The following is a 17,015-nucleotide window of genomic DNA, read 5'->3' as shown; positions in this document are numbered from 1 at the left end:
CAACTGGGCGGGAAATTTTAATGTCGAACGTACTTTCTAACGAAATTGTAATTTTACAGCCACCCCACTGATAGCGATCGCTGATTAGAGTGCCATCACCTGATCCAGTGGAGCTTGGCGGCTGTAAATACGTTCTCGCCAAGCTTTATCAAAGTTTGTGCACGAGGACCATAAAGTGCCCTGGTATAATCACAACGTTTTATCTAAAACCTCTGTCTTTGTCTTTCCCTTGAGAGCCATTGCATTCTGTACGCTCCTTTCAGGAGCGATCGTGCCAGCCGCATTTGCTCAGAGTATTAGCCTGGCCGAAGCGCTTTCCACTGCAATGGATGCTAACCCCGATCTTGCAGCTGCGCGTCAGGAAATCGGCATCTCGGAAGGAGTTCGCAAGCAAGCGGGACTCATCCCTAATCCTGAAATTTCGTATGACGTGGAAGACACCCGTCGTAATACAAGCACGACCACAGTCACCCTTAGTCAGCCTTTAGAGTTGGGTGGCAAACGAAGTGCTCGTATCGAAGTTGCCACCTACGGTCAAACCGTCGCGCAGCTAGAGCTGGACCGACGAGTCAATAGTCTTCGTGCGGATGTTGTCCAGTTTTTCTACGCCGCCTTAAGGGCTCAGACAGGCTTGAACCTGGCAAAACAATCTTTGGAGCTCACCGAACGCGGTCTGCGCATAGTCGATGGTCGGGTGCGCGCCGGTAAGTCCTCACCGGTGGAGGCTACGCGCGCCCAGGTGCAGTTGGCTGAAGCCAAGTTACAGGTAAGGCGCGCTGAAACAGCGAAGTCAACGGCTTACCAGCAATTGGCCCAGGTAATAGGCAGCTCGGCTACTGCATTTGATCGTCTGGACTCGCCAAACCTATCTCCCGGCATTCCGCCGCAGGCCGCAGAATTATTGGCGAAGCTTGATCAAACTGCAGAGATGCGACAGGCGCTTGCTCAAATAGACAAGAGCGATGCCTCACTCGGGTCGGAAAAGGCCCAACGTATCCCGAATCTCACTGTGAGTGTGGGTAGCCAATATGACCGGTCTGTTCGCGAGCGGGTCAACCTCGTGGGGCTGTCGATGCCTTTGCCGCTCTTTGATCGTAATCAGGGCAACATTCTTTCCGCTTCTCGCCGCGCAGATCAGGCCCGAGACCAACGAAACGCTGTAGAGCTAAGGCTACGCTCCGAAACCCAAACCGCAGTTAACCAGTGGGCTACCGCCATGCAAGAGGTCGAGTCTTACGACAAGACGATTCTGCCTTCAGCTCAACTGGCCGTGGATACCGCAACGCGTGGATTTGAGATGGGCAAATTCGGCTTCATCGAAGTGCTGGATGCGCAGCGCACCTTGATAGTCGCTCGTGGCCAGTACCTCGACTCGTTGGCGGCTGCAACCAATGCGCGTGCGCAGGTGGAAAGGGTTTATGGCGACGTCGGATCGAATGCCAGTTTTCGCTGAACGCCTAGACATTTTCCTCGGTACGCGTCTTTGAATAAGCCGCTACCTACGATCAGCAGGAGTAACAATGGACAACAAACGTAAGATCGCACTGGCGGTAGCCGCTGTGGCAGCCCTTGGATTTGGCAGCTTCGCCTGGAACTCTAGTTCTGAGCAGCCGCCAGCCAGTAATGCCGAACACGGCGCTGAGGACGGCCATGAGCATAAGAAGATTGCCGCAGCACCCGCTGAAGAGGGGGGGGATGATGGCCACGGTGAGGAGGGCCACAGCGACAGCGAAAAGGGAGAGGAGGAAGAAGGCAAGATGACGCTTAGCGCTGAGCAGATCAAGGCTGCCGGTGTCGTCCTCGAAGCTGCGGCTCCCCGAGAACTTAGCACTGTCGTGACTTTTCCTGGCGAGATACGGTTTGACGAGGACCATACAGCGCATGTCGTGCCTCGCGTACCTGGCGTTGTAGAAAGCGTTCAGGCCAACCTCGGAGAGTCGGTTAAGAAGGGGCAAGTCCTTGCGGTGATTGCGAGTCAACAGATCTCCGATCTACGCAGTGAGCAACAAGCCGCTCAACGACGTGTAGAACTGGCACGTTTGACCTTTGACCGCGAGAAACAGTTGTGGCAGGACAAAATCTCCGCCGAACAGGATTACCTCCAGGCTCGTCAAGGGTTGCAAGAGGCAGATATATCCTTGGCCAATGCTAAGCAAAAGGTCGGAGCTATCGGGGCATCGGTCAATTCTGCCGGCGGTAACCGCTACGAGCTTCGCGCGCCCTTCGACGCAGTTGTCGTGGAGAAGCACCTGACCGTCGGTGAGGTTGTCAGCGAGGCAACCAACGCTTTCATTCTTTCAGACCTCAATCAGGTGTGGGCAACCTTCGCAGTTCCTCCGGGCGATTTGGGGAAGGTTGTGACAGGCCGTGCGGTAAAGGTTTCTTCGCCTGACATGAAGGCTGAGGTGGACGGCAAGGTTGGTTATGTAGGCAGCCTCCTGGGTGAGCAGAACCGTGCAGCGACCGTTCGCGTCACGCTGACCAATCCTAATGGAGCCTGGCGACCAGGCCTTTTCGTAAGCATCGCGGTCACTTCACAGACTGATCGGGTGGCCGTAGCCGTTCCAGAATCCGCAGTGCAGACCGTTGAGGAAAAGCCTGCGGTATTCGTCAGGACCACTGAGGGATTTGACACTCGCACGGTAACGCTTGGTCGCCGTGCAGGTGGCTATGTGGAAATAACCGAAGGCCTCCAATCCGGCGCCCAAGTGGCAGCCAGTGGCAGCTTCACGCTCAAGTCCGAGCTCGGCAAGGCTAGTGCCGAGCACAGTCACTGATGCGAACTGACAGGATCATTCCACATGTTTGAACGTCTCATAAGATTCGCCATTGAGCAGCGCATCGTTGTAATGATAGCCGTGCTGATCATGGCCGGTATCGGTGTCTACAGCTATCAAAAGCTGCCTATTGATGCAGTACCAGATATTACCAACGTACAGGTTCAGGTCAACACTGCTGCTCCTGGTTACTCTCCGTTGGAAACCGAACAGCGAATTACCTTTCCAGTTGAAACGGCAATGGCTGGCTTGCCGGGCCTTCAGCAGACTCGTTCCCTTTCTCGCTCTGGACTATCTCAGGTCACCGTCATTTTTGAAGACGGCACCGACATCTTCTTCGCTAGGCAACAGGTCAACGAGCGACTGCAGGTAGCGAAGGAGCAGTTGCCGGATGGCGTAGACGCAGTGATGGGGCCTGTATCAACGGGTCTCGGCGAGATCTTCCTGTGGACTGTCGAGACTGAGAAAGGCGCTGTCAAAGAGGATGGTACGGCCTATACACCAACTGATTTGCGCGTGATCCAGGATTGGATAATCAAGCCACAATTGCGCAACGTCCGGGGTGTGGCCGAGATCAACACCATTGGTGGCTATGCCAAGCAGTACCTGATTGCTCCGGATCCGAAACGTCTGGCCACTTACAAGCTGACTCTTAATGATCTGGTCGCTGCGTTGGAAAGCAACAACGCCAACGTTGGCGCCGGTTACGTCGAGCGCAGCGGTGAGCAGTTGCTCATCCGCGCACCCGGCCAGGTAGGCAGTATCGAAGATATCGCCAATATTGTGATTACCAGTGTCGATGGCGTGCCGATTCGAGTCAGCAATGTCGCTGAAGTCAGCATCGGGAAAGAGCTGCGCTCTGGAGCTGCTACTGAGAACGGTCGAGAGGTTGTATTGGGTACGGTGTTCATGCTGATCGGCGAAAACAGCCGGACAGTATCTCAAGCTGTTGCAGCCAAACTGGCTGACATTAACCGTACCCTACCCAAGGGCGTTGTTGCCGTTACCGTCTACGACCGTACCAATTTGGTTGAAAAAGCCATATCGACAGTGAAGAGGAACCTGATTGAAGGGGCGATTCTTGTAATCGTTATCTTGTTCCTGTTCCTCGGTAACATCCGTGCGGCACTGATCACTGCCATGGTGATCCCGTTGTCCATGTTGTTCACGTTTACAGGCATGTTCAACAACAAGGTCAGTGCCAACTTGATGAGCCTTGGCGCACTCGACTTTGGCATCATTGTTGATGGGGCGGTAGTGATTGTCGAGAACGCAATCAGGCGGCTGGCTCATGCACAAAACAAGCATGGGCGGATGCTCACCAAAGCCGAGCGCTTTCACGAGGTTTTTGCAGCTGCACGGGAAGCTCGCCGCCCCTTGATCTTCGGTCAGCTGATTATCATGGTTGTGTATTTGCCGATCTTTGCACTCACCGGTGTCGAAGGAAAAATGTTCCACCCCATGGCATTTACCGTGGTGATGGCACTTGTCGGCGCGATGATTCTCTCCGTAACCTTTGTTCCTGCGGCAATTGCCATGTTCGTCACAGGCAAGGTCAAGGAAGAAGAGGGGATGGTGATGCGTATTGCACGGCAGCGTTACGCTCCCGTTCTGCAGTGGGTGCTTAAGCATAGAAGCATCGCATTTTCCGCCGCCCTAGCCTTGGTCGTTCTAAGTGGTGTGCTCGCGAGCCGAATGGGCAGTGAGTTCATTCCGAGTCTGAGTGAAGGGGATTTTGCGCTGCAGGCTTTACGAGTACCGGGGACTAGCTTGACTCAGTCCGTAGACATGCAGCAGCGCTTGGAAAAAGCCGTCATTGAGCAGGTGCCTGAGGTCGAGCGAATGTTTGCCCGTACCGGCACAGCGGAAATTGCTTCCGATCCAATGCCGCCGAATATCTCAGACGCTTACGTGATGCTGAAGCCGAAAGACCAGTGGCCAGATCCCAATCGATCGCGTGAAGAGCTAATTGCTGAAGTTCAGAAAGCTGCAGCAAGTGTGCCTGGCAGCAACTATGAGTTGTCCCAACCTATTCAACTGCGCTTCAACGAACTCATTTCGGGTGTCCGCAGTGACGTGGCCGTCAAGGTGTTCGGCGATGACATGGACGTTCTAAATCGAACAGCAGCGAAGATAGCCACTGCATTAAAGGGTGTCCAGGGGTCTTCGGAGGTGAAGGTAGAGCAGACTACAGGCCTGCCTGTACTTACCATCAATATTGATCGGGAGAAGGCAGCACGTTACAGCCTGAACATCGGCGCAGTGCAAGATGCGATTGCAATCGCAGTAGGTGGTCGTCAGGCCGGCACGCTTTATGAGGGCGATCGCCGCTTCGATATGGTGGTACGTCTATCTGAAACACTGCGTACAGATGTAGCGGGGTTGTCCGGCTTGCTGATTCCCGTGCCGCCGAATGCGGCACAAGGGGCGAATCAAATCGGCTTCATTCCGCTGTCCCAAGTGGCTAGCCTGGATCTGCAGCTAGGTCCGAACCAGATAAGCCGAGAGAACGGTAAGCGTGTTGTTGTGGTCAGCGCAAACGTTCGGGGGCGTGACCTGGGTTCGTTTGTTGAAGAAGCGAGCAGTGCTCTGGCAACCGGCGTGGAGATTCCCGCTGGCTACTGGACCACGTGGGGTGGTCAGTTCGAGCAACTGCAGTCAGCAGCCAAACGTCTGCAGGTAGTTGTTCCGGTAGCTTTGCTGTTGGTCATGACGTTGTTGTTCTTGATGTTCAACAACCTCAAGGATGGCATGCTGGTCTTCACCGGGATCCCATTCGCACTCACGGGTGGCGTAGTCGCGCTTTGGCTGCGGGATATCCCGCTGTCGATCTCGGCAGGGGTCGGATTCATTGCGCTTTCCGGTGTAGCTGTGTTGAACGGTTTGGTAATGATTTCCTTTATCCGCGGACTACGTGAGGAAGGGCGTACCCTACGTCACGCAGTTGATGAAGGCGCATTGACTCGATTACGGCCAGTGCTGATGACTGCCCTTGTTGCATCCCTGGGATTCATACCTATGGCACTGGCAACCGGTACCGGTGCAGAGGTTCAGCGGCCGCTGGCTACAGTGGTGATCGGCGGTATCTTGTCCTCCACCGCACTTACCTTGCTGGTGTTGCCTGCTCTGTATCAATGGGCACACCGCAAGGATGATGACGGCGATGAAGCAGAAAGCTGATAGCCGATAAACAAAAGCCCACAACAACAGTTGTGGGCTTTTTCGTTTTTATAGGGTCGATATTTCACCTTTCAAAATTGTAAGTTTTCCGTCATGCCGGTGATGCCTATGAATTGATAAGGTTGCTTCCAGTGACATTGATATCGAGAGAAACTTATGAAAAAGCTTATTGTTGCAGCTGCACTTGTTTTTTGCTCTATGACTTCGCAAGCCACTACTTTTTCCGAGAAGAAGCAGATGGAATACATCCAGGAGCACCAAAGTGCCGTGGCTGCCTACGCGAAAAAAAATAACAAGCCTATGCCAGAGATTGTCGACTATAAATACGGTATGAAGATTGATGTAGAGAAATTCGTACGTCAATCCCAGGACCCTCGTACTTGCCAGATTTATTCACGATTGATGAGCTACGAAGACCCCCAGGGTGAACTCAAGACGATTCGCTATTCTGTATTCTCGCAATGCCCGAATAACAAAAGCTGAATTTTTTGAATGGCTAGGCATTTAATAAGCGCCAGGCAATGCCTGGCGTTTTTTAAGGCGCCTGGAGTGGTACTAGGCAAACATTGTTGCACCGATGGTGCTACTCGCCCTCAAGCCTTAATACGTTATAGCCAATATACTTGGTTGGAACACCTGCATTCAGAACGATCGAGCTCATAACATCTGGTTGACCCTCCTGATGGCTCAGCAATAGTAACTTTCCCTAGGTTAACCTGATCGCAGCTTGCTCAGAGTGAGCTTTTGGTACTTAACCTGTTGAATATTTTGATATTAAGACGGCTAAAATTGGCGAGGCCGAATGATTGGGGCAGTGTATTTCTAAGACTTCGACCTGTGGAGTAAATTGGAAGCTTGTGGTATGTGGGAAAGCCTAGAAGCGTACAATTGTGATTCCCAGTCTCTCTGCACTAAATAATCTCTGCGACAGACAAACTTACTATGTGGTCACCCATTCAACTCGCAGCAGGGTAATGTGGGGTATCTATACTTGTGATATGGATTGTCCGTTTTTTTCAAAATTGTAATTTTCGAGTCATGTTGAAGTTATTCAGCTCTGAAATCACATGTAATTTTCACTTTTTTTTCACTTTGAACTCCTTAAGCTTCGCAGATGGAAAATAAAAACTTGCCTATTGTAGCGTTATTTATTCGTTATCTAGGGGTCGGATCTATTGCAACGGGAGTGCATTACTCTGTTTTCCTTGCACTGGTCGCGAGCGGGTTTGCTGATCCAGTGTTGGCCAGCGTTAGCGGAGGCGTCTTAGGCGCGTTTGTTAGCTATGTTGGTAATAAAAGGCTCTGCTTTATAGCGAAGGGAGATTGTAAGCTTCAACCCATTAGGTTTTTGCTGATTTCGTTGGCGACAAACCTCGGTAATGGAATGGGCATGTGGGTCTTAATTAAAATTGACCTGTCACCGTTTATATCCCAGATATTGGTGACGTTAATCCTAACTGCGCTCGGATTCATCGCACACCGTTTCTGGACATTCAATCATGCAGACATTACATCGGCTTTCCGAACGCCCTGATCCTTTGTTAACCATTGTGGTGCCCTGCTTTCAAGAAGAGCAAACCATTCCCGAATTTCACAAGCGCATCACCCGCGTCGTAAGGTGTTTGCCTGTCTCGTGCGAGATTCTTTATATCGACGACGGAAGCAATGACCGTACTGCAGACTTACTTCGCCACTATCAGGATGGATCTGATGTACGCTGCCTGTTCCTGAGCCGAAACTTCGGCAAAGAGGCTGCGTTAAGTGCAGGCATCGACCACGCGCGCGGTAGCGCATTGATCTTTATTGACGTGGACCTGCAGGACCCGCCTGAACTCATTACGAGCATGGTGCACCACTGGCAGATGGGTTACGACGTTGTGAACATGCAACGCGACTTGCGAACCGGCGATTCCTTGCTAAAGCGCATGAGTGCGCGCAGTTACTACTGGATCATGCAGCGACTGGTGGAGAAAGTTGATCTCCCGGCGGATGTCAGTGACTTCCGTCTGATTGGCCCTGCGCCATTGGCTGCATTGAGAGCGCTAGACGAACGCTCCAGAATTCTTAAGAGCCTGATCGGCTGGGTGGGTTTTCGTACCATAGAGCTACCCTACAATCGCACTTTTCGTCATGCGGGTAATACCAAATGGAACGCCGCTGGGCTGTTCAATCTAGCCATTGAAAGTGTTCTCAGTTTCTCTCGAAAGCCGCTGCGTATATTCAGCCTCATTAGCTTCGGCTTCTTCGTCTCCAGTATCTGTTTCCTGCTCGCAGCGCTCGTGGCAGGCTCCTTCGACATCCATCACTTGCTGCTCGGAATGACTTCATTTATGTGCTTGGGGGTTGCCATGGTGGGCGAGTACTTGGGTGTGACGCTCGCGGAAGTCAAACGCCGACCGCTTTATTTTTTGAAGAGCAATAACAAAGCAACCCCCGTGACTATTCACCCTCCGGTTTCCTCGATCGAGAGTAAGAAATGCTGAACTTGAAAAACGAGCGGATACTTCTGTGGATCCTAATCTCGATTCTGCTTTTACGTCTTCTGGGGCTGGGAGCATATCCCCTGATGGATACGTCCGAAGCACGCTATGCCGAAATGGCACGCAAGATGGTCGAACTGAATGACTGGATTACCCCAATGTTCGATTATGGAGTACCGTTTTGGGGTAAGCCGCCACTGTCTTTCTGGACTCAGGCAGCGAGCATGAAGTTATTCGGTATCAACGAATTCGCTGCCCGATTTCCAGCTTGGCTACTTCACCTAGCAAGCTGCTTTATCATCATTAAGCTCGCGACCCAGGAGATGTCGCGCAGGGCTGGCATTTGGGGAGCCATCATCTTCTCAAGCACAACACTGGGCCTGGTATCCAGTGGTGTTGTACTGACTGACCCTGTTCTGTCGTTCTCTATACTGCTTGCTAGCTATGGTTTTTGGCGTTGGATGAAGTGTGCAGGCAAAGCGGATGCCTATCTGATGTTCTTAGGTCTGGGCTTGGGCTTACTCGCTAAGGGACCACTGACACTGGTGTTGATGGGCATGCCGGCATTCGCCTGGATCGTCATCCACAAAGAATGGAATCGGATGATGATGCTTCCGTGGGTAACCGGGATTATTCTCATGCTCGGTATTTCTGTGCCTTGGTATGTCGCGGCCGAAATAAAGACGCCTGGGTTCATGGAATATTTTTTTGTTGGTGAACACTGGAGCCGATATGTAATTAGTGATTGGGCTGGGGACCTATATGGCAGTGCACATGCCAAGCCATATGGCACCATCTGGATCCAGCTCGGTCTGTCGCTGTTGCCTTGGGCATTTTTCCTGCCTCTAATGATTCGCAGAAGAGCATCGATGCGGCGTTTCGAGGCTTATATGTGGCTCTGGGCATTGGCCACGCCTCTCTTCTTCACGTTCTCTGGCAACATTCTCTGGACCTATCTGCTCCCGGCTCTACCCGCCTGGGCGCTGCTTCTTGCAGGGCGAATCAGTGAAGTCGGCCTTTATACCAGCCGGGCTGCTGCAGCGAGCGCTTTCCTGCTGCCAATTGTGGGCGCAGGTATCATTTACGCTGGAGTACTAGACGAACGCCCTCAAAACCAGCGAGATGTGGTTGACGCCTGGTTCAAAGCACAGTCGGCTCAATCGGGTGCCCTGATCTATCCTGGCCGTCGTTCGTATTCTTCTGAGTTTTATAGTAGGGGAATGTCCGAAAACATCAAAGATCCTGATGAGTGGCCTCGCAACAGCTTTTTCTATCTTTCCAGGCGTTTGCGCGACAGCAATGCTGATCTGCCTACAGGCCTAGGTTGCGTAAGAGTTACCGAAACGAACGCAAGCCTACTGCTTCTTTGTCGATGGGAGAATACTGGGCCAAGATAGTGAAGATTTTGCAGCAGATGGCGTAGCGGGCTCTAATCGAAAATGATCATCCGATGAAGGACATACTCAAAGCGTGACGTTATTTCAGATTTATAAGAACAATAAGTCTTAGAGATGATCTCTGTATCTGAGTAGTTCCGTCTATCACCGCTGGAATAGCTAACACTAAATGTAAGAAAAAGCCAGATATTAATCTGGCTTTTCGTCGATACAAATCGTCATTTTACATCTAACCGCCTATTAGTTGTCGGCTTGCTCCTGACGCTCTTCCTGCTTTTCTTGAGCAACTTTCTGTTTACCTTGCTCCGAGGAGTCAGGGCCCCACAAGCGAGCCTGTTCGGCTCGGAAGTTTTCCTTGAACTGCTTAGTTCGCTCGAAACCATCTTCAGCAAACGCGAAACCTGTAAGCCCAACTAGCAGGCTGCCAATAGAGAAGTATTTTACGAATTTCATTGAAGCCTCGATATTCACTAGGTCTGCCTTGATAGCATCCTTTGTTGGTTACTAGTCTAGGATTACGAAGCTAACGGCAAGATGAGTTAATAATTACAATTTCGTAATTTTACGCTTGGCGAGAAGGTTTAAGTCTTCCAGGCGATAACAAAAGACGATGAAGAGCTGGGGCTTTTATTAATTTTCAATTTTGATATCCGGTGCATTAACACTGGAGGCTTTTCTTGCTTGCCAAGGAGCTAATCATGTTCGTTTTAGAGCCCTGAGTGGCAGAAGTCTTTGATTTTCGCCCATGCATCAAGACTCAATTTACAGCTAAGTGAGCTTTCATTTTACATTAGGGCGCGCGACGCGGTCGCGGGGGAGATCAATTGATTTTTTTCGATGAATTTACGATCTCCGCCGCATATTCCGGGGGAAGGTGCAAGAGAGAAGGTGCGGCCTCATGCCGTCGAGATCGACTTACAGTTCGAAGCATTTCAAATTCTGCAGAGTGTAGCGGGGTCTCTGATCGTTGAGCGCTATGCAAAAGCAACGGTTGCGAATTATTCGGTCTGAAGTTCAGAGACCCGCCGGTTTTCTACGCGCCATGTGAGGATTCTGGCGATAGAGTTTTTTCTCGCATAACGTCAGTGAGTCCTTGAGCACCCACGCGTCGGCTACGTCTCAGGCATTCGCGCCTGCACCTAGAGCGAAGGGGGCCCATCTATAACCGGGCCTTCTTCGTTACACGGAGCTAAGCTGGCTTCATTTCTTGTTGTTTCATTTGAACTTCGGGGAAGTTAAGGTGAAACCAAGTGAAATTCTGATCCGTAACTTCCACGCTTGCCGAACCCTGATGCAAAATCATGATTGACTGAACGATAGCTAAGCCAAGACCGGTGCCACCCTCGCTTCGTGCTCGACTTTTGTCCACCCGGTAAAATCGCTCGAACAAATGCGCGTGGTGTTCCTTGGCGATCCCACGTCCCGGATTGCCAACACTCAATGTAGCGCCGTCAGCACCACGTTGAACCTTCACGTAAACCGTCCGACCACGAGGGCAGTAGCGGATCGCGTTCGAGACCAGGTTCGAGACGGCTCGCTGAATCATTATCTGATTACCATGCACCACGTCTCCACTTCCTGCGATCTGGAGCTGTATCTCACCTTCTTCGGCCGAAATGCTGAACAGATCGCAGACCCGCTGAGTTTCGTCGATTAGAGATACGCTTTCGAACTCTACCATTGACGCTGGGTGGCTGACTTGGGCTAGGAATAGCATGTCGGAAACCATCCGGCTCATGCGATGTAGCTCTTCAGTGCACGACTCTAGGACCTCTCTATACTCAGGGAGGGATCGTTCCCGAGTTAACGCGACCTGAGCTTTACCCATCAGGTTAGACAGTGGTGCCCGCAGTTCGTGAGCAAGGTCGTCAGAGAACTGCGAAAGCTGCTGAACTCCGTCGTCTAAACGCATCAGCATGATGTTAATTCCATCGGCGAGATTCTTAAGTTCTGCCGGCATCCCCTTTGTTGGAAGGCGATGCTCAAGGCTCTCGGTGGAAATCCTTGAGGCGACCTTCAGGAACTTGGTGAGGGGGAGCAGTCCTCTGCGTACAGTCCACCACCCAATTGCCAAGATCAGCATGAGAATAAGAGGCGACACCATTAATGCCCAGGTGAGCAACGCATCAAGAAGGGCATGGTTAGATGACTGGTCCATGGTCATGAATACACTAACTTCGGTTCCATCGCCTAAGCGCATGACTCGTGAGGCGCTCATTAGCGGGCGGCCCGTCGAGTCGCGCCACTCTCGCTGCTCCGCCTGTTCGGTAGGCTGGAATTTGTGCACTTCCATGTTGACTTGCTTCGAGCCTATCGAGAGCAATGGAGTTAGAGTTTGTGTCGATTCGAAGATGCTGACGTAAAGATTGTTATGCCCCATGACCAAGTCAACAAGCTGGTGGGCGTCTGCATTTACACCAGAAATAGCAGTGATTGCGGAAAGGTTGTGAGCCATGCCTGCCATTTTCACTTCGAGGTCGGTTCGGGCGTTTCTCTCAAGAGCTTGGCTCACCATCAGATAACCGAAGGTGGCGAAAAGAAGCAGCAACGCCGCACTCATCAGTCCAACTTTGAATCCCACCTTCACAGCGAGGCTGAAAGGCCTCATGTACGCTCCTCCAACACGTATCCGACGCCTCGAAGTGTGTGTATGAGCTTGGTCTCAAATGGATCATCAATTTTTGAGCGCAATCTCCGGATGGCGACATCAATGACGTTAGTATCGCAGTCAAAATTTACGTCCCAGACCAACGAGATTATTTGCGAACGGGCAAGCGCTTCGCCTGTTCTGCTCATTAGTAGGTGCAGGAGAGCAAATTCCTTTGTGGTGAGATCAATGCGTGTCGCTCCTCGGCATACTCTATGGCGCAAGGAATCCAATTCCAAATCCGCAACTATAAGTGTGCTCTTCTCGACAAGCTCATCGCCACGCCTTTGCAGTGACCGGATGCGAGCAAGCAATTCGGGGAACTCAAAGGGCTTGACGAGATAATCATCTGCACCACCATCCAAGCCCCTAAGCTTGTCATTAATGCGTCCGCGGGCAGTCAGCATGATGATGCGAACCCGGCTAGTTTTTCTGATAGTTTCCAAGAGGTCCCAACCATCGATGCCCGGGAGGTTCACATCTAGGAGTACGAGCGAATAAACAATCGTATTGAACAAGTGAAGAGCATCAACACCATTGTGTACAATGTCTACGACGTACCCGCTTTCGGATAGACCCTGCTGAATATATTCCGCGGTTTTAATCTCGTCTTCCACAACTAGTACGCGCATAACTTATCTCAAGGTGTGAGTAAGGAGGGGGCCGAGCTCTCCCTGATCGTGATTTAAGGCCAGTTTAAAGTTTCTCTGCGTGCTTGGCATGTGGTGATTTCTACCTATATCAATACGCCGTGATCAACTCAGGATGCTCGAATATTAACGCGAAATAGTGGGTTTTGGCGAAAAATTACAAATTTTTAATTTGATCGCAAGGCCACTGAAAGTTGTGGCGATTTAAATTATTGGTGCAGCATAGCTTTGATGAATCAGGTAGTTGAGCACTGCCACGACTGGCGGATGCACCAGACTATTCTGCTCGAGAGCCGCTGGATATTTTTTTGGTCAGTTCCATTGTGATTTGGCATCAATCGATCCGAGTAAAAATTATATTCCTGGTTAACGTGCCAATATTTTAGTTTTGTAACCTTCAGCTGGTGGCATTGTTGCTAACGCAACGTGACAATAAAATAATTTTTAATTGACCTGTCTCTCGACGCTAAGTAATGAGCCAAAATTAATCTAAATTTTTGGTGCTGACGCCTTCAATATTAATCCTACGATTTAATTTTTCTAGGTTGACTAGTGTGGAGGAATTGGAGTGTCCTTATGGAAGTCCGTATTCTCCATTTGAATTGTGCAATGGTGAATGTCGAACGCATGACTTACCGCATTGATTACATCTGCTAGCGCAGCATCTCGATCTACTGAGTCGCGAACTACAACGTGCGACGTCAGTACGTTGCGACCGCTACTTACAGCCCAAACATGTAGATCATGAACGTCTGTGACACCATCGACACGTAGAATCGTCGACTCGATCTCCTTAATGTTGAGGCCGCCAGGAACCCCTTCCATAAGGATTCCCAAACTCTCGCGCATTAGCTGCCAAGTGCGCGGCAGCACCCATACTCCGATCGCTACGGCGACGACCGTATCGATCCAACTCCAACCCGTAAACCGGATTATAAGTGCGGCAATTATCACGCCCAATGACCCAAGCATGTCGCTCCAAACTTCGAGATAGGCTCCCTTGACATTCAGACTTTCATTACTCGCTGAGGAGAGCAAGCGCATCGATATCAGATTTACAACAAGGCCCCCAATAGCGATCCACATCATCGCGCCGGTTGCGATCTCAGAAGGTATTAGGAAGCGTTGATAAGCTTCGTACAAAATGTAAATAGCCACCATGAAGAGCAATAGGGCGTTGAATGTAGATGCTAAAATTTCCAGGCGAGCATAGCCAAAAGTTCGTTTCTGATCTGCTGGCCGCTTGGCTATTTGAAGCGCAATCAACGAAATCATCAGGGCGGCAGTATCTGTAAGCATATGCGACGCGTCGGACAGCAATGCTAAGCTGCCAGTAATCCATGCTCCGATCACTTCAGCAATCATGAAGCTGCCTGTCAAGGCCAGTGCCATGACTAGCTTTTTCTGGTGACCTTCACTTAGCGCTGCAGCGCCATGAGAGTGATTAGATGCCACATACTTCTCCTTCCGTAACGTAGAGGACGCACACTTGCCCTGCTATGGAGCTACGTGTTTCCTAAATATAGCTTAATTAAGTATTCTGTTCGCCGACTTTTAGAAAAAATCATATTTTGGTCAGGTATAGGATAAAATAACGACTTTACGAATGCTGAGTTTTAAGCGCCATGCTAAACGGTGGCTACGTTTCAAGTGGTAGATTGCTACTGATTTTGATCATAAGGCGACTCAGGCGAAATCAAAAGGTCTAGGCGGGATTCTGTCGGGATTGTAATTACGCGGTCATCGTGTCGTTATGAGTGAGTGGCTACACTAAAATTGTCGGAAAACTTTAGGCTCTCACAGAATATTCCTGACTCCCATACGCTACCAGCCAGGATTAGGTATAAATCGCTACGTGCTTTAAATAAAGACTGGGCGTTACGCTGCTATTAAATTCTCAGAGTAAGCGATGGGCACAGTACCGCCCGCGCTATCTAGTTTTTGAAACTGTAATCCAGGGCCTTGGCGATGGCCGAACCCTCAGGCACAAGCTATCTTTGGGAGGTCATCCAGGTATGAAGTGCGTCGGTGATTGGCGTTGCTTTTCCTGCCGTATTCGCTGTCGATCACCCGGTTTCAGCTCACAGACTTCTCGTTCAACTTCGTATAAGGCCGCGATGTAGGGCAGTGCTTTTTCGGCGATCTAGCTCTTGTTGGTCGCATGCAAGTCGAAGAACTTTGCGGGCATAGGCCATGCAGCCGATCTGCGTAACGCCCAGCTCAAAGCCTGCCTTGTAGCCGGCAAAGTCATCGCAGACCAGCTTGCCGTTCCATCCGCCCAAGCAGGCTCGTGCGTGGTAAGCGGTTGGTAACCCACCCAAAGCGAAAACTCTGACGGCAACAATCTAGGCAGGCAGGAGTTCTGACTACTGAGATGCCTGACGGAATGGTAACCGTCCGGCCAAGTCACCTACCGAACTCCAGCATTAAGGGCGATGGTGCCCGCGTATTTTTAAGCGAACGCGATCACCCTTATAGCTAGGATGTCCATGTGCCAACGTAGCTCTTATGCCAACCGTTCAAAGTCCAGGTCGTCCAGAAAGCACAGTGCGGCAAGGTGTGATTGCGGGACGCTTACCGCCGATAAGCGGAAAACCCGAAAATAGTGGTTACGCGGCCATTTTCGGTTAATATTTTCTGAGTGTTTGGCGCACATTTTAAGAAATTCTTGGCGCGGTTAAGAAAATCTAGCCAACGACAGGGAAAAAAATGGGAAATCCAGTGGGTGACACCCATTAGATCAATCCGATGGAGCTACCCACTGGTGCGCCAACAACTGTCCAATTTCACTGGCCCTCTGCGTCGACAACCGCGATAGCCATACGGGTCATGTGCCGTTCATGCGCGCAGACTGAATCAGGCTCATGATTGCCGCAGCCCTTTTTCCGCTACGCAACGACCCTGCGAAGAGCCAGTTTTGCGTCCAAGCGCCATGGCCTAATTTGGTTTTCCGCCCAATTGTTATCTATGGGAACGCTCCCGTCATTGAGTTAGTGCGATAGCGCTGCCCAGCGTTTCAGGCTGTAATCGAGTGCTCTGCTGATGGCCGTAAGCGTTCGGCCAAGTCATCTTCCGAACCTCCACGGCGCTCTCGCATTCAAGCTAATCAAGTGATAAACACCATAAATATCCAATGCCACGGCAAGCAATAGGCGATCAGATGGCGCGATTTTCGATTTATAGCGGATTGATTTTGGTTGGCAACTCGTCGCTGGAGAGTGGAGATCCTCCCATGGGCGTTGCTTTCGGCCAATTCGAGCCAACCACTGGGTATCCTGCTATTCAAAACGAGTGCCGCACAAATCACTTCAACCAGTCCGGTTTGGCCCTTTCAGTAAAAACCGAAGCAGGCTTGGTTATTCCATCTATGGGAGTCGCCATTCTGGATTACGCTGAAGAGCTTCTGCCCGATTGCATCGAGATAAGTATCCTCGGCATTCCCACTGCTTTTTATGAAGAATTTTTTCCTGCCCATGTGATCAAGTACGCGCACCAATTGGCTAGGTGAGCCGCTCCATGGCGAGCAAGATGCGCCGTCTTTAGCAGGAAGGTGTGATCCTTGAGTTATCGGAGACCGCAAAAGCTACTGACTGGAGCAATTGGCAGAGCCTCAAGAGCAGGGTCAGGAACTCAGCATCGGTTGCCTCAGACTAGTCTCGCCCGTATCTGAGAGTAAGGTGTATGGTGGTCACTGGGTCTCCATTTTGAGCATACTCGAGCGAGTAGCGTTCACCATCCGAAAATGCACCTTGGGCACATCCAGGGAACACCAACTCCAGAAATGTGATTACGGCCTCATGGCATCCAATATCTAGCACGTCCTCGACGTTGGACAGATCGTTTTCACTGAGGTTAGTAGGCTTCAAAATAATAATGTCAAAGCT

The 17,015-nt window shown here is 50.9% G+C and carries 13 protein-coding genes and 1 pseudogene; 8 read left to right on the top strand and 6 right to left on the bottom strand.

Translation table 11 applies throughout. The annotated features are described in order from the left end of the window. The first annotated feature begins 175 nt into the window (after positions 1–175). From GHO42_RS10220 to GHO42_RS10190, 7 genes are all read left to right on the top strand, one after another. Positions 176–1,453 (top strand): TolC family protein, encoded by a 1,278-nt coding sequence (locus GHO42_RS10220; protein WP_090409082.1) that lies wholly within the window; start codon positions 176–178, stop codon positions 1,451–1,453. 67 nt (positions 1,454–1,520) lie between these two features. Then, on the top strand, positions 1,521–2,777 hold the full coding sequence (locus GHO42_RS10215) for an efflux RND transporter periplasmic adaptor subunit (protein ID WP_090409085.1): 1,257 nt from the start codon (positions 1,521–1,523) through the stop codon (positions 2,775–2,777). Between the two features lie 24 nt (positions 2,778–2,801). After that, a complete protein-coding gene (locus tag GHO42_RS10210; protein ID WP_153326455.1) occupies positions 2,802–5,957 on the top strand; it encodes a CusA/CzcA family heavy metal efflux RND transporter in 3,156 nt (1,051 codons plus the stop codon). A 156-nt stretch (positions 5,958–6,113) separates the two neighbouring features. After that, positions 6,114–6,440, top strand: a complete 327-nt coding sequence (locus tag GHO42_RS10205; RefSeq protein ID WP_017736204.1) for a DUF2790 domain-containing protein — start codon at positions 6,114–6,116, stop codon at positions 6,438–6,440. 631 nt (positions 6,441–7,071) lie between these two features. Next, positions 7,072–7,491 carry a GtrA family protein gene (locus tag GHO42_RS10200; RefSeq protein ID WP_090409089.1) on the top strand — a complete coding sequence of 140 codons (420 nt, stop codon included), beginning with the start codon at positions 7,072–7,074 and terminating at the stop codon, positions 7,489–7,491. Beyond that, positions 7,457–8,440, top strand: coding sequence for a glycosyltransferase family 2 protein (locus GHO42_RS10195; RefSeq protein WP_090409093.1), 984 nt, complete (start codon positions 7,457–7,459; stop codon positions 8,438–8,440). The genes GHO42_RS10200 and GHO42_RS10195 overlap by 35 nt, the downstream gene beginning before the upstream one ends. Next, a complete protein-coding gene (locus GHO42_RS10190) occupies positions 8,434–9,834 on the top strand; it encodes a glycosyltransferase family 39 protein (protein ID WP_153326453.1) in 1,401 nt (466 codons plus the stop codon). Before GHO42_RS10195 ends, GHO42_RS10190 begins: the two co-directional genes overlap by 7 nt. Positions 9,835–10,074: 240 nt before the next feature. Here GHO42_RS10190 and GHO42_RS10185 read toward each other — a convergent pair whose 3' ends face one another. From GHO42_RS10185 to GHO42_RS10160, 6 genes and pseudogenes are all read right to left on the bottom strand, one after another. Beyond that, entirely contained in the window at positions 10,075–10,287 is a 213-nt protein-coding gene (locus GHO42_RS10185; RefSeq protein WP_153326451.1) for a hypothetical protein, read from the bottom strand. A gap of 736 nt (positions 10,288–11,023) precedes the next feature. Next, complete coding sequence (locus GHO42_RS10180) at positions 11,024–12,442, bottom strand: heavy metal sensor histidine kinase (protein ID WP_090409099.1); 1,419 nt, start codon at positions 12,440–12,442, stop codon at positions 11,024–11,026. Then, positions 12,439–13,113, bottom strand: a complete 675-nt coding sequence (locus tag GHO42_RS10175) for a heavy metal response regulator transcription factor (RefSeq protein ID WP_017736210.1) — start codon at positions 13,111–13,113, stop codon at positions 12,439–12,441. Before GHO42_RS10175 ends, GHO42_RS10180 begins: the two co-directional genes overlap by 4 nt. A gap of 567 nt (positions 13,114–13,680) precedes the next feature. Then, complete coding sequence (locus GHO42_RS10170) at positions 13,681–14,586, bottom strand: cation diffusion facilitator family transporter (RefSeq protein ID WP_026136732.1); 906 nt, start codon at positions 14,584–14,586, stop codon at positions 13,681–13,683. A 641-nt stretch (positions 14,587–15,227) separates the two neighbouring features. Then, the gene (locus tag GHO42_RS26065; RefSeq protein ID WP_153326449.1) at positions 15,228–15,452 is read right to left on the bottom strand and encodes a transposase; all 225 of its coding nucleotides are present in this window, start codon (positions 15,450–15,452) and stop codon (positions 15,228–15,230) included. 419 nt (positions 15,453–15,871) lie between these two features. Beyond that, positions 15,872–16,181: pseudogene (locus GHO42_RS10160) on the bottom strand (transposase); the annotation flags it as partial. Positions 16,182–16,363: 182 nt separating this feature from the next. Here GHO42_RS10160 and GHO42_RS10155 point away from each other — a divergent pair. Continuing rightward, complete coding sequence (locus GHO42_RS10155) at positions 16,364–16,639, top strand: hypothetical protein (RefSeq protein WP_017736212.1); 276 nt, start codon at positions 16,364–16,366, stop codon at positions 16,637–16,639. Positions 16,640–17,015 lie beyond the last annotated feature (376 nt).

The organism is Pseudomonas sp. FSL R10-0056 (assembly GCF_009600105.1).
GTDB lineage: Bacteria > Pseudomonadota > Gammaproteobacteria > Pseudomonadales > Pseudomonadaceae > Aquipseudomonas > Aquipseudomonas bubulae.
This window is presented reverse-complemented; position numbering and strand designations above follow the sequence as displayed.